Genomic DNA, 26053 nt, shown 5'->3' with positions numbered 1-26053 from the left:
ACGGAAGGGCGCCGGGACCGACGGGTCCCGGCGCCCTTCCGCGTTCCCTACGCGCTCAGCGGGGCAGGCGCATGGCCATGGTGGGTGCCTCGGCCATGACCGATGCAGGGGTGTACGGCGCGCCGGCGGGAAGTTCGCCGGGGCGGCCGATCTGCACGCCCGGGTACAGCTCGACCATGTCGCCCTCACCGAGCACCCGGGACTGCTGCGGTGCCAGCGGGATCCGGTCGGCCTCCGCCATCGAGCCGGCCGGGCGGATGCCGGAGCCGTTGGTGCTCACGTCGGTCACGACGACCTCACCTACGCGCAGCTCGCACCGGACGTGGCTGCGGCTGATCCAGCGGCGGGCCTCGTCGTTGAGCCACTGCCCGAGGACGACGCCACCGGACTGCTCGGGGGCGCGGCCGATCATCACCGACTGCTCCTCGGTGAGGACGAAGCGACGCCGGATCAGCCCGCCGATGCGGACGGCGAGGACCTCGGCGCGGGGCCGGGGACCGGCGTCGCCGAGGCGGACGCCGTGCCGGGGACACGTCGGTACGCCGCCACGCAGGGTCGGCGGCGGCTGCGCGGCCGGGCTGCGTTCGACGACGCGGGCCAGGTCGGCGAAGGCGCCACCGCCTCCGCCACCGCCGAAGAGCGCGCACCCGGACTCGGGGCACCGCCAGTGGCGGCTGAGGAGCTTGGCGCCGGCCGGCGAGCGCTCACCCTCGACCGGGGTGTGCCCACCGCCGACGTGGGCGATGAAGACCGGCCCACCGGCGCCCGGCACCGGGGCGACGACCCGGCCGGGCTGGTCCACCAGCCACGGGTAGCGCCCGCGCAGGCCGTCGGAGCGGACCCGGGTGACCACCGGCAGACCGAGCAGGTCGGCCACCTCCAGCATCCGGTCGCCGGGGTTGTCGAGCACCTCGACCAGGCCGTCGTCGGCCCAGCGGCGCACCACCATGCGCTCGTTGGAGGTCAGGTCGGCATCGGAGAGCAGGGCCCGGTGCACCACCGCGTAGACCGGGACGCTGTCCTCCTCCAGCTCGCGGGCCAGCGCGTCGATCACCATGCCGAGCCGCAGCAGGCTCGCCGGCCGTCCGCCGTCGATGTCCTGGTAGCGGATCACCTCGGCCAGGTCGAGGACCGCCCGGGCCAGCGACGGGTCGGTGCAGACCCGGCCCTCGATGGCGTCCAGCACCTTGCTGATCTCAAATCTCATCGGACGCTCCCACGATCTGGTCGATCCGGCGCGCCAGGTCCAGGTCACGGCGGGTGACCCCGCCAATCGAGTGGGTGACGCAGCGGAAGGTCACGGTCCGCCAGCGGATGTCGATGTCGGGGTGGTGGTCGATCTCCTCGGCCACCACGGCCACCCGGTCCACCACCGCGATGGCGTCCGGGAAGCTGGCCAGCTCCACGCTACGGGTGATCCCGGCGGGGTCTCCCGACCAGCCCACCAGCCCGTTCAGCTCGTCTCGCACCGCCTCCGCGGTGAGCACGTCTGCCATGCGCTGACCCTACCGGTGGGTTCGAACCGTCGCCGACCAGCAGCGGCGTGGCGTCCGGCACCGCGACCGGGCCACGGACGCCGACCCGGTCGCCGCTCACCTCCCGCGCAGCGGGCGCCCCACCTCGTGCAGGTGCGCCAACGCCTGCCGGTACGAGTCGACCAGCCCGGTCTCGGCGTACGGGACGCCCACCTCGGCGCAGTACGCGCGCACGATCGGCCGGGCCCGCCGCAGGTTCGCCCGCGGCATGTTCGGGAAGAGGTGGTGCTCGATCTGGAGGTTGAGCCCGCCGAGCGCGGCGTCGACGAACGGCCCGCCCCGCACGTTCCGTGCCGTCAGCACCTGCTTGCGCAGGTAGTCCAACTCGTCGTCGCCGTCCGGCATCGGCATGCCCTTGTGGTTCGGCGCGAACGAGCAGCCCATGTAGAGCCCCCACAGCCCCTGGTGGATCGCGGCGAAGACCAGCGCCTTGACCGGCGACATGGTCAGCAGCAGCACGCCCGCGTACGCGCCGGTGTGCAGCGCCAGCAGCAGCGCCTCGACGGCGCGGTGGCGCATCGGCGTACGGAAGCCCCCGCCGGGCTCCCGCCCGACGATCGCGCGGATGCTCGCCACGTGCAGGTTGAGGCCCTCCAGCAGCAGCATCGGGAAGAAGAGCCACGCCTGCCGGCGGGCCATCCAGCGGGCGACGCCGCGGGTGTCGGCGGCCTGCTCGTACGTCCAGGCCAGCGCGCCCGCCCCCACGTCCGGGTCCTCGTCGGCGTGGTTCGGGTTGGCGTGGTGCCGGTTGTGCTTGTCGACCCACCAGCCGTAGCTGAGCCCGATGGCCAGGTTGCCGGTGAGCAGCCCGACGAGTTCGCTGGGTCCGCGCCGCCGGAACATCTGCCGGTGGCCGGCGTCGTGTCCGAGGAACGCCACCTGGGTGGTGGCCACGGCCAGCACCACGGCGAGGACCGGCTGCGCCCACGAGTCACCGGTTCCGACGACGGCCGCCCAGACCGCGACGTAGACGCCGAGGGTCAGGACGATCCGGGTCAGGTAGCGGCCCGGGCGCCGGGTCAGCAGCCCGGCCGCCCGCACACGCCGGGACAGTTCGGCGTAGTCGCTCCCCCGCCGTGCCGACGGATCCACCGCCGTTGCACGTCCCATGCCCTGCCCCCTCGCCCTCGGTCGGCGTACCTCGTGCATGCCTGTTACCGAGCCTCCCCCACGCGGTAGCGCTGAATAATCCCGTACACCCCCGAACCGCCGGTAGGGCCCGCCCTACCTCAGTCCATCCTGCCGATGGCCGTACGCAGGCGGGCCAGATCCCGCCGACGTCGCTCGTACGTGGCCGCCAGCCCGATGAGCGCCAGCCCGCCGAGGGCCAGGAAGATCCACCGGGGCAGCAGGTCCCAGCTCCGGGCCAGCTCGTGCAGTGCGAGCGGGGTGAGCGTCACGGTGCCGAGCACCACCGGCGCCTGCCAGCGGCGGGTGGCCCCGGCGAGCACGGTGGCGACCGCGGCGACGCCGAGCAGGAGCCGCCGCCACGGCTGCGGGTCGGGCGACCCGAGCACCAGCGCGAGACTGGGCAGCAGCGCCGCCGCGAGGCCCGGCCCGAGCGCCGGCCAGCTCGTCAGCCCGGGTCGGGTCCGTAGCGCCACCAGGCCCGCGGCGAGGGCGAGGGCCGCCGCCGGCAGGGTGTACGCCTCGACCAGCGTGACGCCACCGACGACCAGCAGCAGCCAGGCGCCCAGCAGCTCGCTGCCACCGGCGATCCCGACGAATGCCCACCGCCGTTCGACCGGCTCGCCCGGGCGCAGCACCCGCAGCGCGACGGCGGCGCCCCACAGCACGCAGACCGTGGCCGCGTGCCGGGGCGAGCCGGTGGTGAGCAGCAGCGCCACCAGGGCCACCGCCTGCGCGGCGCCGTCCAGCGCCACCGCGGTCCGCGGACCGAGCCGCGTGGCGGCGAGCGCCGCCACGGCCATCGTGAGCGCGGCGACGGCCAGCACACCGAACGCCGCCGTCCGCGGCGGCAGCCCGGCGGCCCGCGCCGCGGCGAGCGCGAACCCGGTCGCGGCGGTGACCGCGACGAGGCACCCCGCGAGCCGCACCCCGGCCGACCGGCCGGCCGTCCCGGCCGCCGTCGCCGCCACCAGCGCGACGCCGAGCGCGGCGAGGGTGCCGGCGCGGGTCGCCGACGCACCGAGCAGCCCCGACGCGGCGAGGACCAGCCCGACGGTCGACGCGACGGGGCCGAGCGGAGGTCGGGGTGCGGCGAACGCGGCGAGCAGCACGGCGGCGACCCCCATGAGCAGGGCGGCGGCCGGCACCAGCGGCCAGGGCGCGCCGGCCGCCACCAGCAGCACCGGTACGGCGAGCGCCCCGGACGCCCCGGCCGCCGCGACCGCTCGCAGGCCGACGGCGCGGGCGGCCACGGTCGCGGCGAGCGCCACCAGCACCAGCGCCAGCCCCACCGGCCAGGCCCCCGGCGCGGACACCGGCGACGGCGCACCGGACCAGGGCGCCGGCAGGTGGCCGTACGGGGTGACGAGCGCCGACACCGTCACCGGCACGGCGGCGGCGAGCGCGACGACGAGCAGCACGGTCCCGCTCACCCGCAGCGGGGCGGCCCGGCCGACGGCCAGATCACCGAGGACGGCCACCAGCACCGTCACGGCGGCGTAGAGCACCACGGGTTCGTCGGCCGGTACGGCCACCGGCACCACGCCGACGACCGGGAGGGCCAGGGCGAGCGCGGTCGAGGCGTACCCGGTCAGGTCGGGCCAGTGGCGGCGGACCGCCCACAGGCCCAGGGCCAGCAGCACGACGGCGGCCAGCGCGGCCCGGACCTGCCACCAGGGCGGCGCCGCCACGGCGAACGTGGCGACGGCGGCACCCGCCGGCACCGCGAGCAGCGCGGCGGCGAGCGCCGTACCGGCCACCGTGCGCTGCGGCGCGCTCCCCCGCCGACCGACGGCGGCGACGGTCAGCCCGGCGACGAGCACCACCGCCAGGACCACCCCTTCACCGACCGGGTCGGCCAGCCCCACCAGCAGGCCGTGCCCGATCAGAACCGCCCCGGCGACCGCCGCGGTCCGCACCAGCCACCCACCGGCCGGCCGGACGACCGCCACCCCCAGCAGCGCCACCCCCGCCACCAGGTCGACGGCGACCACCGCCGGCCACGGTGCGGCACCCACCGCGGGCAGGGCGAACGCGGTCAGCGCCCCGCCGGCCACGGCCACCGCCGGGCGGGCCGACCGGGGCAGCAGCAGGGCCGACGCCGTGATCGACAGGGCCACCGCGACGGGCAGCTGCCAACCCCACGCGGTCGCCGGGCCGGCGGCGGCACCCTGCCAGGATGGCAGCGAACGGCCGACCGCCGTGATGGCCAGCCCGATCCCGGTCAGGGCGGTGAGCTGCGCCAACGCTCCCGCGACCACCAGTGCTCCGGTCCGTGGGCCGGTCCGCCACCGGACGGGGACTACCCGCACGGCACCGGCCAGCGCCACCGCGACCAGTGCCGCGGCCAGCAGCACCAGCGACGACCGCAGCTCGGCGACCGGGCGGACCACCGCCGCGCCCAGCACCGGCACCAGCAGACCGGCGGCCACGTGCCGCAGCGGTTCCGGGCCGACGAGCACGGCCGCCCCGAACAGGGCCGCCGCGACCAGCAGCAGCGGGGCACCGGCCAGCAGCGGCGTGCCGGCGGCCCGGCCCAGCGCCAGCGGCACCAGCGCGCAGCCCGCCGCCAGGACGAGCGCGAGGGCGAACCCGCCCCAGGCCACCACGCGGCCGGCCACGACCGCCGGCGTGCCGCCCCGGCGGCGCAGCGCGGTCAGCACCGCCAGGTCCAGCAGCGCCAGCCCGACGAGAACCGCCGCCCAGCCGTCCGCCCCCGGCCGCGCCTCGATGACGAGCAGCAGCGGTACCGGCTGCACCAGGAGCAGCCCGGCGAACCACGGCCCGGTCAGCCCGCTGAGCCGGGCGTACCCGACGGCGACCGCCGCGCTGGCCCCCCCGACCAGCGCGGCGTACCTCGTGCCGGACCAACCGGCCACCCCGGCCAGGTCCACCGTCCAGGCGGCGTACCCGTCGAGGAGCACCAGGAGCAGACCCACCGCCGCGATGGTCTCCGCGGTGCCCCGCAGGCCCCGCCGCGCCAGCGGCAGCGGGACCGCCAGGGCGAGGGCGGTGAGGGCCGCCAGGATCAGCGCCCGTCCGGCGATCCCGACACTGGCCCACGCGACCGCGGTGAAGACCACCGCGGCGGTGCCGAGCAGCAGTCCACCGAGGACGAACAGCACGCCCTGCACCGTCCGGGTCGACGTCTCCGCGTCGCCGGGCCGCGCCGGAAGGATCGCCGGCGCCGGAAGCACCGGCGGCCGTCCCACCGCCGGGGCCGGACGGACCGGCGCCGGGAACTCCGCCCGGATCGCGGCCGCCACCTCCGCACGCCGCCGCCGGGCCGTCCCGAGCCGCTCGGTGACCTCGTGGTACGCCTGACGCGCCCGCTCGGCCTCCGCGCCGAGTGTGACGATCTCCCGGTCGAGCCGGAACACCTCGGCCGCTGGCGGGTACGGCGGGCGGCCGCAGCCGGAGCAGCCGGTGCCGAGATCGGCCGGTGCGCCGCAGGCGGGGCAGGGGTAGGCGGAGTTCTCCACGCGGCCATCCTCGACCTCCGGAGATCACCTGACCAGAGTGCGCGTACCTAGCCGGGCCCGGCCGGTCAGGGACGGGTGTGGTCGTGCACCCATGCGGTGTAGTCGGGATTGCCGCTCTCCACCCGGGTCACCAGGATCTCCGGCACCTCGTACGGGTGGCTGGCCCGGATCTGCTCCATCAGGGCGGTGACCCGGTCCGGTGCGGTCTTGAAGCGCACCTCCCACTCGCTGCTGGTCTCCACGTTCGACCGCCACCAGTAGGTGCTGTCCACCGTGCCGCCCACCTGGGCGCAGGCGGCAAGCCGGCCGGCGACCGCCGCGGCCGCCAGGACGTCGGCCACCGACCGCGCGTCCACCACCGTCGTCACGACGCAGATCTGATCCACCTTCGCACCCTACGCGGCGCCGTCGCGATTGGCCGCGATCCACTCGTCGATCCGGCTCCACCAGTCGAAGAGCCAGTCGATGCGTTCCTGCCGGCCGGTCGGGACGTTCTCCGGAGGTACGGACCAGAACCGCATGATGATCCGCTTGTCCATCGGCAGTTCGCGCCACACGTCGGCCACCGTGAGCAGCCGGTCCAGCCCGGTGTGGGCCACGAAGACGACACCGGCGTCCGGTGCCGCGTCCAGGGCCGCGAGCAGCCCGCCGGGCTGCGGGGCGAGCACGTGCTGCATCCGTTCCGCGCGCAGAGCCATGCGTTCCAGGCCGAGGGAGCGCAGCCGGGCGATGGCCCGCAGGCGGCGCTTCGGGGTGAAGTTGCCGCCCTCCGGGAAGATCACGAACGCGTCGTCGTCGTCCAGACCGGTGGCGAGGTGTCCGATCTGCTCGGTCGCCGAGCCCCGACCGTCCGGGCCCGGCGCGAGGAAGCGGGTCGGCAGCCGGTTGAGCAGCACGTCGATCGCCGGGTCCCACTGGAGGCTGTCCTTGAGGACGATCCTGGGCTCCCGCCGGAACCAGTTGACCAGCGCGTGGATCAGGATGAAGGAGTCACCCGGCCCCGCGTGCCGGCAGAGCACGAGCTCCGGCCGGCCGGGCAGGGCGGTGTCCGGGTCGGTGCCGACCACGTCGATGCTCAGCCGCAGCGTCCACCGGGCCTGCCAGAACAGCACCCGCAGGAACCAGCCGGCCAGCACGTAGTGGGCGCGCTGGAAGGCCGGTGCCCGCACCCGCCAGCCGAAGCCGGAGCCGACCCAGAGGGCGAAGAGCGCGAGCAGCGCCGCCGCGTCCCAGATCAGGTAGACGGCACCCACCCACACCACGCGCAGGGGCCGCAGGCGGCCAGGCACGAACGGTGAGGCGGCCAACGCCAGCAGCGCCCACACCGGGACCGTGGTCACCACCGTCACCGCGAGCAGCACCATGCCGGGCGCGAGCAACAGCCGGCGCAGCCACCGTGGGGGCAGCGGCATCAGCGTTCCAGCTGCGCCAGGTAGCGCCGGGAGGCCGTGTAGGCGCGGCTGATCCGCCGCCCCACCGCGGCCATGTCCCGGTACGCCCAGGGCGTGTCGTCGCGCGGCTCCAGCCCGCCGGTCGGCAGCACGTGCACCTCCACGCCGTCGGGCAGCGCCGCCATCTCGCGCGCGAACCGGTGCCGGCGGGCGATCTCGAACGCGACCTGGGCGATCTCCCAGGGCCGCTTGGGCGGGCTCAGCGCCCGCTCGATCCGACCCACCTGGAGGACGAAGATGCGCCCGGCGCCCACGGCGACCGCCTCCCCGATGGGGATGGAGTTGACGATGCCGCCGTCGATGTAGTGATTGTCGCCGATCCGGGCCGGCGGCAGCAGCCCCGGCACGGAGGCGCTGGCCAGCACGGCCGGCACCACCGGCCCGGTGTCGAACCAGTGCTCGGCGGCCCGCTCGATGTTCGCCGCACAGCAGCGGAACGGCACCCGCAGGTCGGCGAAGGTGGTCTCCGCGCCCAGCTCGCCCTCCAGCAGCTTGCGCAGGGGGCGGGGCGAGTGCAGATGGGTACGGGCGGCGAACCGGCGCACCTGCCGGGCGACCGAGTCGCCGTACACCTCGCTCGCCTCCGGTGAGGCCCAGAGCCGCACCAGCCGGTCCGTGACCGCCTCGGACGGGTCGGCGGCGACCAGCGCGCCGTTGACCGCGCCGATGGACGTGCCGATCACCAGGTCGGGCTGGATCCCGGCGCGGAACAGGGCACGCAGCATGCCCACCTCGACCGCCCCGAGGACACCTCCACCCCCGAGCACGAACGCCACCGGTCCCCGCGACATGGCGTCAATCCTGGCACGCCCGCGCTGCCCGGCCGCCGCAGGTGGGGGGCGGGGCCGTTGACACGACGGAAACGGTCCCGCAACCTGATAGCGCTCCCACCCCCCGAGGCAGGTGCGAAACGTGAAGCCAGCGCTGCGTCCCGGCCGGTTGCTGGCCGACCGATACCGGCTCGTCGACCAGATCGGCGCGGGCGGAATGTCGGTGATCTGGCGTGCCCGTGACGAGGTGCTGGACCGTAGCGTCGCGGTGAAGGTGCTCGCGCCGTCGCTCGCGGCGGACGCCCGGTTCCGGGACATGGTCCGCGCCGAGGCCCGGTCGGCCGCCAAGCTGGTCCATCCACATGTGACGTCGGTACACGACTACGGCGAGACGGTCGCCCCGGACGGCACCATCATGTCGTTCGTCGTGATGGAACTGCTGGCCGGCGAGGAGCTGGAGCTGCGACTCACCGAGGGTCCACTGCCCTGGCCGGAGGCGGTACGGATCGGCGCGCAGGTGGCCGACGCGCTGGCCGCCGCGCACCGGCTCGGCATCGTGCACCGGGACATCACCCCGTCCAACGTGATGATGACGCCGGCCGGCGCGAAGGTGCTCGACTTCGGCATCGCCACCCGGATCGGCGCGCCGGACGAGGACGAGGACGGCGAGACCTTCGGCACCCCGGCGTACGTGGCACCGGAACGGCTCGACGGTGCGCCGGCGCAGCCCGCCACCGACGTCTACTCGCTGGGCGTGCTGCTGCACGAGGCGCTCACCGGGCGGGTGTCGTACCCGGCGGACACCTGGGAGCAGCTCAGCGCCGCGCTGGCCGACGGCGGCCCACCGACGCGGGTCGAGGTGCCGGGCCTGCCGCCGGAGGTCGCCGACGTCTGCCTGCGCTGCCTGTCCCGGAATCCGGCCGAACGCCCCACCGCCCGCCAGGTCGCCGCCGCGCTGGCCCCGACCCCGACGGCGGTGGCCGGAGACGGAACGCCGGCCGGGATCGGGTCCACGGCCGGGACCGGATCCACGGTCGCAGACGTGACACCGGCCGGGGCGCCCGGTCCCCCGACGCACCGACGCTTCCGTCCGCCCCGGCCGGTCCTGGTCGTGCCGGTGGTGCTGGTGGTCGGCGCGGCGCTGCTGGCACCCGTCGTGTGGCGGGACGAGCCGCGCCCGGGCGACGCCCTCCCCCCGACCGGGCCCGCGACGGGGGCGTCCGCGTCGCCGAGCGTGTCCACCGACGCTCCACCGCCGGGCACGCCGGAACCGGCGGCGACCTCGGTCCAGCCCCCCGTGCCGCCTTCGGCACCCTCCACCGGGGACACCCTGGTGGCGGCGGCGAACCGACTCGACGCGCTGATCGGCGCCGGCCTGGACGACGGCGGTATCCGCTCGGACGTGGGCCTGGACCTGCGCAACGAGCTGCGGAACCTGACCGAGGCGGCCCGCGCCGCGCGTGGTGACGTGGCGCAACGGGTGGCCCGGCTGCGCGAGAAGGTGGCGGTCCGCCTGGGCGAGGGCGCGATCAGCGAGGCGTACGCCCGCCGCCTGGACGACGCGGTCGCGGACCTGGGCGAGGCCCGGCTCTGACCCGGCGCCCGGTCAGCGGAGGGCCACGCGGACCGGCTCGCGTGCGCGGGCGGGGTGGGCGGCGTCGGCGGTGAACCGCCGGTACACGGCCTCGTAGCCGGCCGCGGTCCGCTCGGTGGAGAAGTTCTCCGCGACGTGCGCGACGCAGGCCGCCGGGTCGAGGCGGCCGGCCGCGCGCAGCGCCGACGGCAGTTCGTCGGGTGTGGAGCAGATGAGGCCGGTCACGCCGGGACGGACCAGTTCCGGGACCGCCCCCCGGCCGAGCGCGACGACCGGAGTACCGGTCGCCATCGCCTCCAGCATCACCATGCCGAACGGCTCCTCCCACTGGATCGGCATGATCAGGCAGCGGGCCTCGACCAGCAGGCGCAGGGCGGCCTCCCGGTCGGCGTCGAGCACGACGGTGACGTCCTCGTCGAGCATCGGCCGGATCACCTGCTCGTAGTAGCGCCGCTCGGCCGGCTCGTTGCACTTTCCGGCGAGCACCATCGGCAGGCCGGCGGCCCGACAGGCGCGGATGGCGATGTCCGGGCCCTTGTCCGGGCTGAAGCGGGCCAGCCACAGCACGGGACCCCGGCTCGGGCGGTTCTTGTGCGGGATGCCCGCGGTGTCCATCGCGTTGTGGACGGTGCCGACCCAGGGCAGCCGCGGGTTCAGCCGGCGCTGGGCGTGCGAGATCGCGACCAGCCCGACCCCGCGGTCGGTGTCGCTGAGCACGGCGCCGTACTCGCCCACCGGGTTGCCGTGCACCGTCGCCACCGTCGGCACCGCCCGGCGGCCGGCCACCAGCGGCCCGGCCGTGGTGTGGTCGTGGACCACGTCGAAGTCGGCCGGGGCGATCAGGTGGTTGACCCGGGCCACGTGGGCCAGCTCGGGCAGTACCTCGCCGAGTCGGCCGTACTGCAGGTCGGGCACGGTCGACACGAAGTCGCCGGCGGTGCCGTGGTCCTGCCCGGCACCGAAGAGGGTGACCGCGTGGCCCCGCGCGACCAGGGCGTCCACCAGGCCGGCCACCACGGTCTCCAGCCCGCCGTAGCCGGGCGGGGGCACGGACAGCCAGGGTGGGACCACCATCGCGATCCGCAACGGCCGTTCCGCCGAGCGGGCGTCCGGAAGGTGCACGGCCACAGGTCTTCCCTTCGTTCACGGTCGTCGGCAGCGGGTTCCCGGTGGCGGCTGCGCTACACGCGACCGGACCGGGGCTCAGCCGCCCACGAGGAGCTCGTTCCGGACCGCCCGCACCCCCTCGCCGGACCAGGCGACGCGTTCCGCCTGGTCGCGTTCCCACCACGAGCGCACGACGCCGCGCAGGACGACCGTGTCGCCGTCCACCTCGACGGTCACCCGCTCGGTGCCGATCCCGCGCAGGAGCGCGCGTTGCACGTCCCGGCGGGTCTGCTCGCCGTCCACCGGGGCGGCGGGTCGGACCTCCACCAGGTTCGTCACCCCGCGTACGCCGCCCAGCCGGCGCAGTTCGTTCTCGGCGGTCCGGCGCTGCCAGCCGAACTCGACCTCCCCCCGGAGCATGACCCACCCGTTGGCGACCGTGACGTCCAACCGCTCGGCGGGCACGAAGCTGTCCCAGTCCAGCGCCCGGCTGGCCGCGATCGCGATGTCCGAGTCGGTGCGCCCGGTCTCGCCGGGCAGGCGTACCTCGATGTCGTCGGCGACCGCCCGCACGCCGCGTACGCGCTGCGCGCACCCCAGGGCCGCCCACCTGCGGGCGTATCCGTCGACCCAGCCGGTGAGCGTCACCACGCCGTGGACGACGGACACACCGATCTCGTCCGGCCGCACCCGGGGGTCCCAGGCCAGCTCGTCCAGCACGTCCCGCTGGATCCGCGTGTCGGTTTCCACGGCGGTGGTCATCGCACCCCTCCCGTCGGTCGCTGTGCCGAGGGTGCCGCCGGTACGGGTGACGGCGGTTCACCCGAAGAGGGTGAACCGCCGTCGTGGGGAGATGAGCGGCGGGTGATGGAGCCAACCCCCTTGGCTCCACCACCCGCCGCCGGAGGGAGGAGGAAAGTTCAGGTACCGGGTCAGGACGCTTCGGCGAGCGTCACGGTTGCCGTGGATTCCTTCCCGTTCCGCTTGTAGGTCACCTCGACCCGGTCACCCACCTCACCGGCCTGCACGGCGCCGACGAGGTCGTCCGAGTCGTTGACCACCTTGTCGCCGAACCGGATGATCACGTCGCCGCGCTGGAGGCCCGCCTTCTCGGCCGCGCTGCCCGGTGCGACCGCGGCGACCAGCGCACCGCCGCCCTCGGCCGCGTTGACGCTGACGCCGAGCGACGGGTGGCTGACCTTCTCGCCGCGCTGCAACTTGCCGGACACGTCCTTGGCCTTGTTGCTCGGGATGGCGAAGCCGACGCCGATGTTGCCGCTGCTGCCCTGCCCGGCGGTGGCGATCGCGGTGTTGATGCCGATGACCTCCCCCCGGGTGTTGACCAGTGCGCCGCCGGAGTTGCCGGGGTTGATCGGCGCGTCGGTCTGGAGCAGCCCGGCGATCGAGGTGGCACCCTGTCGCGGGTCCTGCTGCTGGCCGCTGCCGGCCTGGATGGTGCGGTCCCGGGCGCTGAGGATGCCCGCGGTTACCGACCCCTGCAGGCCGAGCGGGCTGCCCAGAGCGAGCACCTGGTCGCCGACCTGCATGGCGTCGCTGTCGCCGAACGTGGCGGGCTTGAGGTCGCTCACGCCGGACGCCTTCACGACGGCAAGATCGGTCTTCGGGTCGGTGCCGACGATCCGCGCCTCGGCGGTCTTGCCGTCGGCGAAGATCACCCGGACGCTGTCGCCGCCGGCCGACGCGATGACGTGGTTGTTCGTGAGCACATAGCCGTCGGCGCTCAGGATCACGCCGGAGCCCTCACCGTTGTCGGTGGCGATCGAGACCACGCTGGGCTGCACCGACGCGGCGATGCCCGGCAGGTCCTCGCTGTTGATGACCGGTGCGGCGGAGTAGGTGCGGGTGATGCCCGAGTCACCGTCCACGGCGAGCGCGAGCGCACCGCCGGCGACGCCCGAGCCGAACATCAGGGCGAGCACGGCGACACCGGCGCCGGCGAACTTGGCGATCCGGCCCGGCCGCGGGTCGTGCGGGCGCGCCTGGTGGGCCCACGGGGGCAACGACTGGCCGGGGTGGTGCTGGCCCGGGTGCTGCGGCTGGCCGTACCCCGGCTGGCCCCCGCCACTCCAGCCGGGCTGGGGGCCCGGGTACCAGGGGCCGGCCGGCCACCGGCCGGCCTGCGGGTGGCCCGGGTGGCCGTGCTGGCCGAACGGGTGCGGCTGGCCCGGGTGCGGCTGCCCGGAGGCCGGGTAGGGCGGTGCGGAGGGGACCGCGGCGGGCCCACCCGGGCCGTCGCTGGCACGGGGCGCGTCGGGGGTGACGGCGCCGGCGGTGGCCGGGCCGGCCTCGGGCGTACGGGAGCGGTCGTCGCCGACGGCCTGGACCTCGACGGTCGGGGCCGGGTCGGTGGTCCCGCCGTCGGCGGCCGGGTTGGCGCCGGGGGCGGCGGGACCGGAGTCGGACTGCGCGCGCTCGACGCGAGGCAGCTCGGCGGTGGGGTGCGACGGCTCGGCGTCGGAGGGGGCCGGCCGGCGCTGCGGGTCGGACTCGTACTCGGTCATGGGACCACCCTCTCTCCTGCCACTGCGATGCGCCTGGAACCTGCCTGGACGTTTTCTGAAAGTCACTCGCCGTCGTCGAGGGCGGGGTCGGGCGCCAACGGCAGGCGGACGCGGAACGTCGCTCCCCCGCCCGGCGTCGAGGTCACCTCGACGGTGCCATGGTGGGCGGCGACCAGCGCGGCGACGATCGCCAGACCCAGCCCGGTGCCGGTGACGCCGCCGGCCCGGCGGGTACGCGCGGCGTCCGCCCGGTAGAAGCGCTCGAAGACCCGTTCGGCCTGTTCCGGGGAGAGGCCCGGCCCGGTGTCGGCGACCTCCACCACGCCCAGGTTCCCCGGCTCGCTGCGCAGCCGCAGGGTCACCGCGGCGTCCGGCGGGGTGTGGGTGAGCGCGTTGGTCATCAGGTTGCCGATCACCTGACGCAGGCGGGCGTCGTCGCCGTGCACGACGAGCGGGCCGGAGCCCGGCTCGATGTCCAGCTCGATCCGGCGCTCGGGAGCCACCACCCGCGCGGCCTCGACCGCGTCGCCGGCGAGCACCGGCAGCTCCACCGGGGCGAGCGTGACCGGTCGTTCCCGGTCCAGCCGGGCCAGCAGGAGCAGGTCCTCCACCAGCAGGCCCATCCGGGCCGCCTCGTCCTCGATGCGGCGCAGCAGGTCGGCGGTCTGTTCGGGGGCGCGGGCCGCGCCCTGCCGGTACAGCTCGGCGAAGCCGCGGATGGTGGTCAGCGGGGTCCGCAGCTCGTGGGAGGCGTCCGCGACGAACTGCCGCATGCGCTCCTCGGACCGTCGTGCCCGCGCCTCGGAGGCCCGGGCGGAGCCGGCGGCGTCGCGGGCGGCGACCTCGGCGGACCGGGCGGCGGCCTCGGAGGCGGCGCGGGCGGTGAAGGCCGCCTCGATCTGGGTCAGCATGGCGTTCAACGCCCGGGACAGCCGGCCCAGCTCGGAGGTGGCGCACTCCTTACCCTCCTCCGGGTCGGGCACCCGCCGGCTGAGGTCACCGCCGGCGATGGCCGCCGCGGTCCGCTCGATCTCCACCAGCGGCTTGAGGCTGGTCCGGACGATCGCCGCGCCGACGGACGCGAGCAGGACCAGCACCGCGCCGCCGACCAGCAGGTCGATCCAGACCAGACGCTTGACGGCGAGATCGACGTCGGTCAGGTTCTGGCCCATCGCGGCAAGCTGACCGCCGGGAAGTTCGATGTACAGCATGCGCCAGCGGGTGTCGCCGTTGCGCGACCGGACGGTGAAGGGGGCGTCCCCCACCAGCTCCCGGAAACCGGCCTCGGTGTCCGGCCACGGCGGCAGGTCCTGCGTGTCGAACTCGGGGTTGGAGTAGCCGCCGCCCACCTCGCCGTTGCGCACCGTGAGCAGCACGTAGTCGCTGGGCAGGCCGAACTTGACGATCTGTCCCGGACGCAACTCGGTGACCAGGCTGCTCACCGTGCTGCTGGCGGTGGTCAGCTCGTCGTCCACCTGGCCGACCAGGTAGTTGCGCAGGAAGACGGCGGTGAGCGAACTGATCACCAGCAGGGCGGCGGCGACCAGGGTGAGGACCGAGGCGACCAGCTTGACCCGGAGCGGTACCCCGCGCAGCCGGACCTTCCCCTGCTGGATCGTGCTCACGCCGCCGGCTTGCGCAGGACGTAGCCGACCCCGCGCAGGGTGTGGATCAGCCGGGGCTGCGTGTTGTCGACCTTGCGCCGCAGATAGGAGATGTACGACTCGACGATGTTGTCGTCGCCCCGGAAGTCGTAGTTCCACACGTGGTCGAGGATCTGCGCCTTGGAGAGCACCCGGTTGGCGTTCAGCATGAGGTAGCGCAGCAGCTTGAACTCGGTCGGCGAGAGCTGCACCCGCTGGCCGGCCCGGTGCACCTCGTGGGTCTCCTCGTCCAGCTCCAGATCGGCGAAGGTGAGCCGGGAGGGCGCCGTCTCGCCACTGCTGGTGCGCCGCAGCACCGCCCGGATGCGGGCGGTCAGCTCCTCCAGGCTGAACGGCTTGGTGACGTAGTCGTCGCCGCCGAGGGTCAGCCCGCGGATCTTGTCGTCGGTCGCGTCGCGGGCGGTCAGGAACACCACCGGCGTACGGGTGCCGCCCTCGCGGAGCATCCGGATGACCTCGAAGCCGTCCAGGTCGGGCAGCATCACGTCGAGCACCACCAGGTCGGGCCGGTGGTCCTTGGCCGCGTTGAGCGCGGCGCTGCCGCTGGTCGCGGTGGCCACGTCGAACCCGGCGAACCGGAGGCTCGCGGAGAGGAGTTCCAGGATGTTGGGGTCGTCCTCGACGACGAGCAGTCGCGCCTCGGTCTGGGTAGCGGCCATGGGCCCATCATCCGCGCTCTGGCTGCGCCCGCGCTGGGCGGATGCTGGAAAGAACCTGTGAGCCGGCCGCGCGGCGGCTGTCAGCGCAGCAGCCGGCGCAGCCCGTCGAGCGCCCCGTCGAGCACCCTGATCGCGGTCCGCAGCTGCGAGTCGGTGAGCCGGCGGGCCCGTACCAACGCGCCGACCTCGGTGCCGAACGCGGCCAGCCGCCGGTCGAACTCGGCCAGCAGCCGCTCGTCGTCGGACGCGGCCGGCCCGGGCGCGGGTGCCGGATCGGACGTGGGCGGCGCCCAGCGCGTACGCCGGGTCTGCCGGGTCGCCTCCCGCAGCTCCCGCTTGAGGTCGCGGACGGAGCCCCGCACCTCGCTGCGGATCTCGCCGGCCAGGGCGGAGAGGTCCTGCACCGAGGCGGTGATGTCCGACTCCAGCGTGGCCAGCTCGTCGGCCCGCTGGCGCAGCTCCGCCCGGCCGGCGTCGGTGATCTCGTAGACCTTCCGGCCCCCCGCGGCGGTGTGGGTCACCAGCCCGTCGCCCTCCAGCCGTTGCAGGCGGGGATAGATGGTGCCGGCGCTGGGCGCGTACAGGCCGAGGAAGCGCTCCTCCAGCAGGCGGATCAGCTCGTAGCCGTGCCGGGGCCCGTCGGCCAGGAGCTTGAGCAGGTAGAGGCGGAGCCGCCCGTGACCGAACACGGCCGTCACGGCAACTCCCCCTCCTCGTCGACGTCCACCGGGCGGGCGAGCAGCGCGATGCTGCCCGAGGTGGCGGAGGCCCAGAGCCTACCCGCACCGGTGCCGAGCACCCCCTCGCTGTTCCGCAGCACGGGGAGGCCGCCCTCCGCGCGCAGTTGCGGGAAGCCGCTGGTGACCCGACCGGAGGTGGTGTGCAGCCGGACGGTGAGGTCGCTGTCCGCACGGACCCGGACGGTGATGCCGCCGGAGATGGTGGTGAGCTGGATGTCGCTGCCACGAGGATTGTCCAGGTCGCAGGTGATCGCGCCCGAGACGGTCTGCGCGCGGACGTGCCCGGCGGTGCTGTCGGCGAGGGTCACCTCGCCGGAGACGGTCCGCAGGTCGAGCTCACCGGCCACGCCGAGCGCCTCGACCGCACCGGCGGTGATCTTCGCGGTGGTCCGCCCGCGCAACCCCATCAGGGTGATCCGGCCGGCCGTCACCTCGACCCGGGCCGCGCCGCACAGCCCCGACGCGACCAGGGAGCCGTCGACCAGGACCAGGTCGGCGGCGGCGTCGGCGGGGACCGCGACGGAGACGTCGACCCGGGGCCACCGGGCGAGCGGGCCCATCCACCGCAGGAACCCCGCCCAGCCCCGGAGGTGCTCCTGCCGGACCATGAGGCGGCCGTCCCGGTGCTCGACGTGCACCGGCCGTCGGCCGACGCGGGTCACGTCGACCCGGGCGGGACCGTCGGTGGCCACCACGTTGAGCCGGCCGCTGAGCAGGCGCACGTCGACCCGGTCCACCGGCCCGTCCAGGGTCAGCCGCTGCGGGTTGTCGACGGTCCGGTGCGTCACGGGTCCTCCCCTCGGCGACGCGCTCAGGGGAGCGCGTCCGACGGGCCGACACTAACGCGATACATCGCGATATGGCAAGGGTGTCGCGTCAGGCGGCCAGATCGAGCTCCCGGGCCGGCTCGGTGCTCGCGGTGGCACCGGTGGGCGGAGACCACGCGGCTGCCGGCGTCGACACCGGGAGGGCGACCGGGACCGGGTGCGGGGCCCGGTGCGTCCGGGCGGACACCACGCCGGTCGGCGACGGCACGAGGTGGACGGCGGACTCGGCGGCACGGGCGAGCACCCGCCGGTCGGCGTCGCGGGCGGGGTGCAGGGCGGCGGCGACGGTCACCTCGACCACCAGACGCCGAGCGGCCAGGACACGCCGCACCGACCGCCACAGGTTCTCCTCGCCGACGAAGGCCGCCGCGGTCGTCCCCGCGCCGGTGGCGACGCAGCGGTACGCGATCCGCAACGGCACGACCGGAGCGCCGGCGTCGATGGCCGCCTGGAACACGGCCGGTCGGAAGCCGCCGCCGGGCCGGCACCCGCCGCCGTCCCCGCACCACGTCGTCCCCTCCGGGAAGACCGCCACCGACCGGCCGGAGCCGAGCGCCTCGGCCACCCGCCCGACCATGACCGGCAGGTCCCGGGGCCGACCCCGGTCCACGAAGACCGTGCCGGCGGCGCCCGCGAGCTGACCGATCAGCGGCCAGGCCCGGACCTCGCTCTTGGCGATCATCCGGGCCGGCGCGGCGGCGAGCACGGCGAGGACGTCCAGCCAGGACTCGTGGTTCGCGACCAGCAGCGCACGCCGCCGGGGCAGCCGGCCCCGGACGACCACCCGCACGCCGAAGGCCCGGGCGGTCAGCCGCGCCCAGCCGCGTACGGCCGCGTGCCGCTCCCGGGACGGCAGCAGCGGCAGCAGCAGCGCCAGGCCGGTGCCGGCGACCAGCATGCCGAGCACCGCCGCCAGCCGGCCGGCCCGCACGGCGGTCGGCACGCCGGGCACCGCGCCGGGGGCGGGCAGGCAGTCCGCGCCGCATCCGGAGGCGGGCCGCCAGAGGTCGTACGCGACGGCGGTCACCGCTCGGCCCCACCCAGGAAGTGCCGCAGGTAGCGGGGGTTCATCCGGTCCAGCGAGAACAACACGTAGAAGTCGGCCGTGCCGAAGTCCGGGTCGTACGCGGGCTCGCCGCAGACCCAGGCACCGAGGCGCAGGTAGCCACGCAGCAGCGGCGGCACCAGCGCGCGGCCCTCCGCGCCGCCGACGGCGGTCTCCGCGGCGGGCACCTCCGGCTCGGCGAACCACGGCCGCAGCGGACGGAGCCGCAGCGGCGGCGGCGCGAGGTGCTGCTCCCGCGCCAGAGCCCACACCTCGGCCGCCGCCCGGCCGCCGTCGGCGACCGGTACCGAGGCGCAGCCGCCGAGCCAGCGCGACCCGCGCAGGTGCAGGTACCGGATGATGCCGGCCCACATCAGGTTGATGACGGCGCCGGAGCGGTGGTCCGGGTGCACGCAGGACCGGCCCGCCTCGACCAGGTCGTCGCGTAGCGGGTCGAGCGGCGCCAGGTCGAACTCGTCCGCCGAGTACCGCCGGTCGGTGCGGCCCGGCGGCAGCAGCCGGTACGTGCCGACGACGTCCCCGGTGCTCTCGTGGCGCACGATCAGGTGGTCGCAGTACGGGTCGACGTGGTCGGTGTCCAGGCCGGGGGCGGCCGGGCGCAGGGTGGCGCCGAGCTCGGTGGCGAACACCTCGTGACGCAGGCGTTGCGCGGCCGCGACCTGGGTCGGGTCGTCGGCGATCAGCAGGGTGTATCCGCTGGTCGTCAGGGATGTGCCAGCGGCGTGCAGAACGGCCATGGGATCTGTGTAGGGGGCGTGGGTTGCCGGAGGTTGGGGTGCGGAGTGTCGACCGGGTGAACGCCGGCCGGCGGCTGGCCGCCACCCGTACGCGCCGGCTGTCCGTGCGGCGTGCGAGGCTGCCTGCGGCACACCGGCGACCGGGCCGGGCGCGGCCGCGGAGGTTTGGATGATCATCGAGTCCCGCCACAACGGGCCCTCGGGCTCGGGCAACGGCGGCTGGAGCGCGGGCGTCTTCGCCACGGCGGCCGACGGTCCGGGGCCGGTCGAGGTGACGCTGCGCCGGCCGCCACCGCTGGAGACCCCACTGACCCTGTCCGGTGGAGAGGTCCACGACCCGGACGGCGCCCTCGTCGCGCAGGTGCGGCCGGTGCCGGAGTTCCGGTCGGTGGTGCCGCCGGTGGACCTCGCCACCGCCCGGGCCGCCGCCGCGGCGTACCCCGGGTTGGTGGACCACCCGTTCCCCGGCTGCTACGTCTGCGGCCCCGACCGCGCCGACGGGTTGCGGGTCTTCCCCGGGCGGCTGCCCGACGGGCGTACCGCCGCGCCGTTCACGGTGCCCGCGCCGGTGACCGGCCCGTTGGTGTGGGCGGCGCTGGACTGTCCCGGCGGCTGGGCGGTGATCGCGCCCGGCCGGCCGTACGTCCTGGGTCGGATCGCCGCCGTCGTCGCGGACCTGCCGGCCGCGGGCGACGAGTGCGTCGTGACCGCCGCGATGGTCGGTGGCGAGGGCCGCAAGGCCGACGTGCACACCAGCCTGTACGCGCCGGACGGTGCCCTCCTGGCCTGGGCCCGCGCCACCTGGATCGCGGTGTGACCGCTCCGGTCGTCGAGCCGGATTGACCCGGTTGCGCGGGCCGGCAAGGCTGGGCGGCGGCGTACCCCGACGCCACCCGAGAAGAGGAGAACGATGTCTGACGGGCAGCGAAGCCCCACCGGCGACGGCCAGATCGTGGTGTCCGGCCTGACGAAGCAGTACCGCACCGTCCGGGCGGTCGACGACCTGTCCTTCACCGTCGAGCCCGGCCGGGTCACCGGCTTCCTCGGCCCGAACGGTGCCGGCAAGACGACCACCCTGCGCATGCTGCTGAACCTGGTCACCCCGACGGCGGGCGCGGCGACGATCGGCGGGCACCGGTACGCGGACCTCACCGACCCGCTGCGGCACGTCGGCGCGGTGCTGGAGGCGTCCAGCGCGCACAAGGGCCGCACCGGGATCAACCACCTGCGGGTGATCTGCGCGGCGGCCGGCCTGCCGAAGGCCCGGGCCGACGAGGCGCTGGCCCTGGTCGGGCTGACCCCGGCGGCGAAGCGCAGGTTCAAGGGCTACTCGCTCGGCATGAAGCAGCGGCTCGGCATCGCCGCGGCCATGCTCGGTGACCCCCGGGTGCTGATCCTGGACGAGCCGGCCAACGGCCTCGACCCCGAGGGCATCCGGTGGATGCGCGGGTTCCTCAAGGGCCTCGCCCACGAGGGGCGGACGGTGCTGGTCTCCAGCCACCTGCTGTCGGAGATGCAGCTCCTCGCCGACGACGTGGTGATCATCGCCGGCGGGAAGCTGGTCCGGCAGGGCACCGTCGAGGAGGTGATCGGGTCGATGGCACAGGGCGTCCGGGTGCGGGTCCGCACCCCGCAGGCCGACAAGTTGACCAGCGCACTGCGCGACACCTCGGCCACGGTCGACGTCGACGAGCACGGTGTCCTGCTGGTCGGCGGCGTGGACGCGCCGACCGTCGGCCGGGCCGCCCTGGCCGCCGGCGTGGAACTGCACGAACTCACCACGGAACGGCCCGACCTCGAAGGGGTCTTCCTGGAGCTGACGGCCGGAAAGGCGGGCATCCGATGAACCTGGTCCGATCCGAGCTGCTCAAGATCCGCACCACCAGCACCTGGTGGATCCTGGCGCTGATCTACCTGCCGCTCTGGGGCATCACGCTGTTCTTCAACTACGTGCAGTCCGATCAGCTGGTCAACGGGGACCTGAGCCAGGTACCGGCGGACCAGACCGACGCCATCGAGGCGGTCTCGCAACCGGACAGCCTGACCGCGAACCTCTTCACCAACGGCCAGTTCATGGGCCTGATGATGGTGATGCTGCTCGGCATCATCGTGGTGACCAGCGAGTTCTTCCACCAGACCGTCACCACCACGTTCCTCACCGCCCCGCATCGCAGCGCGGTGATGCTGGCCAAGCTGGTCGCCGCTGCCGGCCTCGGGCTGCTCTTCTGGCTGGTGACGACGGCCGCGAACCTGCTCGCCGGATCGGCGGTGCTCGGGGGGATCGGCGTCGAGACCAGTTACGGCAGCGCCGTCTGGGAGGCGGTCGGCCTCAACGGGCTGGCCTACCTGTTGTGGGCGATCCTGGGTGTCGGCCTCGGTGTGCTGATCCGCAGCCAGATCGGCGCGACCGTCACCGGGATCCTGCTCTACCTGGGCGGCTCGATCGGTGCGGTGATCATCATCTCGACGCTCGCGGCGCGGTTCGGCGACTGGATCAACAACCTCCAGCTCGCGGTGCCGTCGCTGGCGTCGTCGCTGATGGTGGCCGGGACGGACATCCCGGGCAATCCGCCCCGATGGGCGGGTGCGGCGGTGCTGATCGGGTATGCCGTGGTGGCGGGCGTGGTCGGCACGCTCATGGTGCGGCGGCGCGACATCTCCTGATCCGGTCCGGCGACGGGGGCGGGGCCGCGGGCACCGCCCCCGTCCGGTTCTCCGGGTCGTACGTGGTCAACCGCCACGTCGGTTCCCGGCGAAGTGGACGCCGGGAACACGTCGGGCCTTAGCAGCAGTCGACAGAACACGCAGCGTTAACCGAACTTCTGGCATCTTCTGTGAAACCGACCACGCAACGGAGGCGGAAATGCCTGCGGCATCCGTACGGCGTAGCCTGGGAGCCGTCCCGTGCGCACCGGCAGGTGCGGTGTCGCCGGGCCCCGCGTGACACACAAACCCGCGTGAAAGAGGCGATTACCGGCCGTGTCGACCCAGCAGACTTCGCAGGAGAACCCACTGGCGGGTTTCGGCCCGAACGAGTGGATCGTCGAGGAGATGTACCAGCGCTACCTCGCCGACCCCGCCAGCGTCGACCCGGCCTGGCACGACTTCTTCGCCGACTACCGGCCGGCGCCGGGCGCCGCCACCCCGCGTGGCGCCGAGAAGACCGCCGCCACGCCGGCCAAGCCGCAGCCCGACGGCCAGCCGGAGCCGGCCGCCGGCGTCGCCCAGCCCGCCCCGAAGGCCCCGGAGAAGAAGCCCGAGCCGAAGCCGGCGGAGCCCGCCGCCAAGCCGGCCGCAGCCGCGCCCGCGAAGGCCAAGGCCGCGCCCGCGAAGGCCGCACCGGCCCGGCCTGCCGCGAAGCAGACCGCCCCGACCGCCGCCGGGCCGCAGACCACGCCGCTGCGCGGGATCGCCGCGAAGATCGTCCAGAACATGGACGCCTCGCTGAGCGTGCCCACCGCCACCAGCGTGCGCGCCGTCCCGGCCAAGCTGCTGGTCGACAACCGCATCGTCGTCAACAACCACCTCGCGCGAGGCCGCGGCGGCAAGGTCAGCTTCACCCACCTGATCGGGTACGCGCTGGTCCGGGCCCTGGTCGCCCATCCGGAGATGAACAACTCCTACGCGGAGGTCGACGGCAAGCCGGCGATGATCCGCCCGGAGCACGTCAACCTGGGCATCGCCATCGACCTCACCAAGCCGGACGGCACCCGTAACCTGGTGGTTCCGTCCATCAAGGCCTGCGAGCAGATGGACTTCCGGCAGTTCTGGCAGGCGTACGAGGACGTGGTCCGGCGCGCCCGCCGCAACGAGCTGACCATGGAGGACTACTCCGGCACCACGATCTCGCTGACCAACCCCGGCGGTATCGGCACGGTGCACTCGATGCCCCGCCTGATGCAGGGGCAGAGCGCGATCATCGGCGTCGGCGCCATGGAGTACCCGGCCCCCTACCAGGGCATGTCCGAGGCCACCCTCGCCGACCTGGCGGTCAGCAAGGTCATCACGCTGACCAGCACGTACGACCACCGGATCATCCAGGGCGCGCAGTCCGGCGAGTTCCTCAAGGTCATGCACGAGCTGCTGCTGGGCGAGCACGGCTTCTACGACCAGATCTTCACGTCGCTGCGCATCCCGTACGAGCCGGTGCGCTGGATGCGGGACGTGGCGATCAACAACGAGGGCCAGATCAACAAGACGGCCCGGGTGCACGAGCTGATCCACGCGTACCGGGTGCGCGGCCACCTGATGGCCGACACCGATCCGCTGGAGTTCAAGATCCGCAAGCACCCGGACCTGGACGTCCTCCAGCACGGGCTGACCCTGTGGGACCTGGACCGCGAGTTCCCCGTGAACGGCTTCGCCGGCAAGCAGCGGATGAAGCTGCGCGAGATCCTCGGCGTGCTGCGCGACTCGTACTGCCGCCGGGTCGGCATCGAGTACATGCACATCCAGGACCCGGAGGAGCGGCGCTGGATCCAGGAGCGGATCGAGCGCAAGTACGAGAAGCCGTCGGCCGACGAGCAGAAGCACGTCCTCAACCGGCTCAACGCCGCCGAGGCGTTCGAGACCTTCCTGCAGACCAAGTACGTCGGGCAGAAGCGCTTCTCGCTGGAGGGCGGGGAGTCGCTGATCCCGCTGCTCGGCGAGGTGCTGGAGGCCTCCGCCGAGGGCGGGCTGGACGAGGTCGTCATCGGCATGGCCCACCGGGGCCGGCTCAACGTGCTGGCGAACATCGTCGGCAAGCCGTACGAGAAGATCTTCTCGGAGTTCGAGGGGCACCTGGACCCGCGCTCGACGCAGGGCTCCGGCGACGTGAAGTACCACCTCGGCCAGAACGGCAAGTTCACCACCCCGGACGGGGAGCACGCGGTCAAGGTCTCCCTGGTGGCGAACCCGTCGCACCTGGAGGCCGTCGACCCGGTGCTGGAGGGCATCGTCCGGGCCAAGCAGGACCGGATCGACCTCAAGCTGGAGGGCTACACCGTGCTGCCGCTGGCGGTGCACGGTGACGCGGCGTTCGCCGGCCAGGGCGTGGTCGCCGAGACGCTGAACCTGTCCCAGCTGCGCGGCTACCGCACCGGCGGCACCGTGCACGTGGTGGTCAACAACCAGGTCGGCTTCACCACCGCCCCGGAGTACAGCCGGTCCAGCCTCTACAGCACCGACGTCGCCCGGATGATCCAGGCGCCGATCTTCCACGTCAACGGCGACGACCCCGAGGCCGTGGTCCGGGTCGCCCGGCTGGCCTTCGAGTACCGGCAGGCGTTCAACAAGGACGTCGTGATCGACATGGTCTGCTACCGGCGGCGCGGGCACAACGAGGGCGACGACCCGTCGATGTCCAACCCGCAGATGTACAAGATCATTGACTCGAAGCGCTCGGTGCGGAAGCTCTACACCGAGGAGCTGATCGGTCGCGGCGACATCACCGTGGAGGACGCGGAGGAGCTGCTGCGCGACTACCAGGCGCAGCTGGAGCGGGTCTTCAAGGCCACCCGGGACGCGGCCACCACGCCGCGCCAGCTCAGCCGCCCCAAGCGGGAGGACGAGCCGGAGCCGCAGGTCGACACCGCGATCGACGCCTCGGTCGTCCGGGCCGTCGGCGAGGCGCACGTCAACCTGCCGGAGGGCTTCACCCCGCACAAGCGGATCCAGCAGCTGCTCGACCGCCGGGCCAAGATGTCCGTCGAGGGCAACATCGACTGGGGCTTCGGCGAGATCATCGCGCTCGGCTCGCTGCTGCACGACGGGGTCACCGTCCGGCTCGCCGGTCAGGACTCCCGCCGTGGCACGTTCGTGCAGCGGCACGCCTCGGTGGTCGACGCGAAGACCGGCGACGACCACCTGCCGCTGAGTTCGCTCACCGGCGACGGCGAGCGGTCCCGGTTCTTCGTGCACGACTCACTGCTGTCCGAGTACGCGGCCATGGGCTTCGAGTACGGCTACTCGGTGGAGAACGTCAACGCGCTGGTCTGCTGGGAGGCCCAGTTCGGCGACTTCGTCAACGGCGCGCAGTCGGTCATCGACGAGTTCATCTCCTCCGGCGAGGTCAAGTGGGGCCAGCGCTCCGCCGTCACCCTGCTGCTGCCGCACGGCCACGAGGGCCAGGGCCCGGACCACACGTCCGGCCGCCCGGAGCGGTTCCTCCAGATGTGCGCCGAGGACAACATGCGCGTGGCCATCCCGACCACCCCGGCGAACTACTTCCACCTGCTGCGCCGCCAGGCGCTGTCGCCGAAGCGCAAGCCGCTGGTCGTGTTCACGCCGAAGTCGCTGCTGCGGCACAAGCTCTGCGTCTCCTCGGTCGAGGACTTCACCACCGGCACCTTCGCCCCGGTGCTGCCGGACTCGGCCGCCCCGGCGCCGGAGCAGGTGAAGCGGGTGCTGCTCTGCTCGGGCAAGGTCTACTACGACCTGCTCCAGGCCCGGGCCGACCGCGGCATCACGGACACCGCGATCATCCGGATGGAGCAGCTCTACCCGATGCCGGTGGAGGAGATCCGGGCCGCGCTGGCCGAGTACCCGAACGCCGAGGACTACGCCTGGGTGCAGGAGGAGCCGGCCAACCAGGGTGCCTGGTCGTTCGTCGCGCTCAACCTGCTGGAGCACCTGGACGAGGTCCGGCTGCGCCGCATCTCCCGGCCGGCCGCGGCCGCCCCGGCGGTCGGCTCGGCCAAGATGCACGAGGTGGAGCAGGCCGCGCTGATCGAGGCGGCCCTCCCCCGCCCGTAATCTGAGCAGGGCCCGGGAGTCGGGGCAGGGACCGCA

Annotated in this window: 21 protein-coding genes; 5 read left to right on the top strand and 16 right to left on the bottom strand. The window is 74.3% G+C overall.

The window, feature by feature from the left end; all coding sequences use genetic code 11:
• Positions 1-55: 55 nt before the first annotated feature.
• From ACIBR0_RS02105 to ACIBR0_RS02075, 7 genes are all read right to left on the bottom strand, one after another.
• A complete protein-coding gene (locus tag ACIBR0_RS02105) occupies positions 56-1207 on the bottom strand; it encodes an FHA domain-containing protein (protein WP_396712229.1) in 1152 nt (383 codons plus the stop codon).
• On the bottom strand, positions 1197-1496 hold the full coding sequence (locus tag ACIBR0_RS02100; protein ID WP_357040781.1) for a 4a-hydroxytetrahydrobiopterin dehydratase: 300 nt from the start codon (positions 1494-1496) through the stop codon (positions 1197-1199). The genes ACIBR0_RS02105 and ACIBR0_RS02100 overlap by 11 nt, the downstream gene beginning before the upstream one ends.
• Positions 1497-1592: 96 nt before the next feature.
• Positions 1593-2645, bottom strand: coding sequence for a fatty acid desaturase family protein (locus ACIBR0_RS02095; RefSeq protein ID WP_396712227.1), 1053 nt, complete (start codon positions 2643-2645; stop codon positions 1593-1595).
• A 119-nt stretch (positions 2646-2764) separates the two neighbouring features.
• Positions 2765-6145, bottom strand: coding sequence for an SCO7613 C-terminal domain-containing membrane protein (locus ACIBR0_RS02090; RefSeq protein WP_396712225.1), 3381 nt, complete (start codon positions 6143-6145; stop codon positions 2765-2767).
• 65 nt (positions 6146-6210) lie between these two features.
• Positions 6211-6531, bottom strand: a complete 321-nt coding sequence (cutA, locus tag ACIBR0_RS02085) for a divalent-cation tolerance protein CutA (protein WP_357039269.1) — start codon at positions 6529-6531, stop codon at positions 6211-6213.
• Positions 6532-6540: 9 nt separating this feature from the next.
• Positions 6541-7557, bottom strand: coding sequence for a 1-acyl-sn-glycerol-3-phosphate acyltransferase (locus ACIBR0_RS02080; protein ID WP_396712222.1), 1017 nt, complete (start codon positions 7555-7557; stop codon positions 6541-6543).
• Positions 7557-8387 carry a patatin-like phospholipase family protein gene (locus ACIBR0_RS02075; RefSeq protein ID WP_357039263.1) on the bottom strand — a complete coding sequence of 277 codons (831 nt, stop codon included), beginning with the start codon at positions 8385-8387 and terminating at the stop codon, positions 7557-7559. The genes ACIBR0_RS02080 and ACIBR0_RS02075 overlap by 1 nt, the downstream gene beginning before the upstream one ends.
• Before the next feature lie 121 nt (positions 8388-8508).
• Here ACIBR0_RS02075 and ACIBR0_RS02070 point away from each other — a divergent pair, with 121 nt between their 5' ends.
• Positions 8509-9960 (top strand): protein kinase, encoded by a 1452-nt coding sequence (locus tag ACIBR0_RS02070; RefSeq protein WP_396712220.1) that lies wholly within the window; start codon positions 8509-8511, stop codon positions 9958-9960.
• 12 nt (positions 9961-9972) lie between these two features.
• Here ACIBR0_RS02070 and ACIBR0_RS02065 read toward each other — a convergent pair whose 3' ends face one another.
• From ACIBR0_RS02065 to ACIBR0_RS02025, 9 genes are all read right to left on the bottom strand, one after another.
• The gene (locus ACIBR0_RS02065; RefSeq protein WP_396712448.1) at positions 9973-11034 is read right to left on the bottom strand and encodes a glycosyltransferase family 4 protein; all 1062 of its coding nucleotides are present in this window, start codon (positions 11032-11034) and stop codon (positions 9973-9975) included.
• 129 nt (positions 11035-11163) lie between these two features.
• Positions 11164-11829: a BON domain-containing protein gene (locus tag ACIBR0_RS02060; protein WP_396712218.1), complete on the bottom strand. Its 666-nt coding sequence runs from the start codon at positions 11827-11829 to the stop codon at positions 11164-11166.
• A 170-nt stretch (positions 11830-11999) separates the two neighbouring features.
• Positions 12000-13589, bottom strand: coding sequence for a trypsin-like peptidase domain-containing protein (locus ACIBR0_RS02055; protein ID WP_396712216.1), 1590 nt, complete (start codon positions 13587-13589; stop codon positions 12000-12002).
• A 62-nt stretch (positions 13590-13651) separates the two neighbouring features.
• A complete protein-coding gene (locus ACIBR0_RS02050) occupies positions 13652-15214 on the bottom strand; it encodes an ATP-binding protein (RefSeq protein WP_396712214.1) in 1563 nt (520 codons plus the stop codon).
• Positions 15211-15912 (bottom strand): response regulator transcription factor, encoded by a 702-nt coding sequence (locus ACIBR0_RS02045; protein WP_396712212.1) that lies wholly within the window; start codon positions 15910-15912, stop codon positions 15211-15213. Before ACIBR0_RS02045 ends, ACIBR0_RS02050 begins: the two co-directional genes overlap by 4 nt.
• 80 nt (positions 15913-15992) lie before the next feature.
• Entirely contained in the window at positions 15993-16610 is a 618-nt protein-coding gene (locus ACIBR0_RS02040) for a PadR family transcriptional regulator (protein WP_396712210.1), read from the bottom strand.
• Complete coding sequence (locus ACIBR0_RS02035) at positions 16607-17440, bottom strand: DUF4097 family beta strand repeat-containing protein (RefSeq protein ID WP_396712208.1); 834 nt, start codon at positions 17438-17440, stop codon at positions 16607-16609. The genes ACIBR0_RS02040 and ACIBR0_RS02035 overlap by 4 nt, the downstream gene beginning before the upstream one ends.
• An 88-nt stretch (positions 17441-17528) precedes the next feature.
• On the bottom strand, positions 17529-18506 hold the full coding sequence (locus ACIBR0_RS02030) for a lysophospholipid acyltransferase family protein (RefSeq protein ID WP_396712206.1): 978 nt from the start codon (positions 18504-18506) through the stop codon (positions 17529-17531).
• Positions 18503-19282 carry a GNAT family N-acetyltransferase gene (locus ACIBR0_RS02025; RefSeq protein ID WP_396712204.1) on the bottom strand — a complete coding sequence of 260 codons (780 nt, stop codon included), beginning with the start codon at positions 19280-19282 and terminating at the stop codon, positions 18503-18505. The genes ACIBR0_RS02030 and ACIBR0_RS02025 overlap by 4 nt, the downstream gene beginning before the upstream one ends.
• Positions 19283-19451: 169 nt before the next feature.
• Between ACIBR0_RS02025 and ACIBR0_RS02020 the strand changes: the two genes are divergently transcribed.
• The 4 genes from ACIBR0_RS02020 (at position 19452) to ACIBR0_RS02005 (ending at position 26017) form a co-directional block, all read left to right on the top strand.
• Positions 19452-20099 carry a hypothetical protein gene (locus tag ACIBR0_RS02020; RefSeq protein WP_396712202.1) on the top strand — a complete coding sequence of 216 codons (648 nt, stop codon included), beginning with the start codon at positions 19452-19454 and terminating at the stop codon, positions 20097-20099.
• A gap of 93 nt (positions 20100-20192) precedes the next feature.
• Positions 20193-21128, top strand: coding sequence for an ABC transporter ATP-binding protein (locus tag ACIBR0_RS02015; RefSeq protein WP_396712200.1), 936 nt, complete (start codon positions 20193-20195; stop codon positions 21126-21128).
• Positions 21125-21946 carry an ABC transporter permease gene (locus ACIBR0_RS02010; RefSeq protein ID WP_396712198.1) on the top strand — a complete coding sequence of 274 codons (822 nt, stop codon included), beginning with the start codon at positions 21125-21127 and terminating at the stop codon, positions 21944-21946. Before ACIBR0_RS02015 ends, ACIBR0_RS02010 begins: the two co-directional genes overlap by 4 nt.
• 315 nt (positions 21947-22261) lie before the next feature.
• Positions 22262-26017, top strand: a complete 3756-nt coding sequence (locus ACIBR0_RS02005; RefSeq protein WP_396712196.1) for a multifunctional oxoglutarate decarboxylase/oxoglutarate dehydrogenase thiamine pyrophosphate-binding subunit/dihydrolipoyllysine-residue succinyltransferase subunit — start codon at positions 22262-22264, stop codon at positions 26015-26017.
• The last annotated feature ends 36 nt before the right edge of the window (positions 26018-26053 follow it).

Origin of the sequence: Micromonospora sp. NPDC049497 (genome assembly GCF_044465805.1) — a bacterium.
Taxonomy (GTDB): Bacteria; Actinomycetota; Actinomycetes; order Mycobacteriales; family Micromonosporaceae; genus Micromonospora.
The sequence above is the reverse complement of the archived record's forward strand: the minus strand, read 5'-3'. Positions and strand labels throughout refer to the sequence as shown.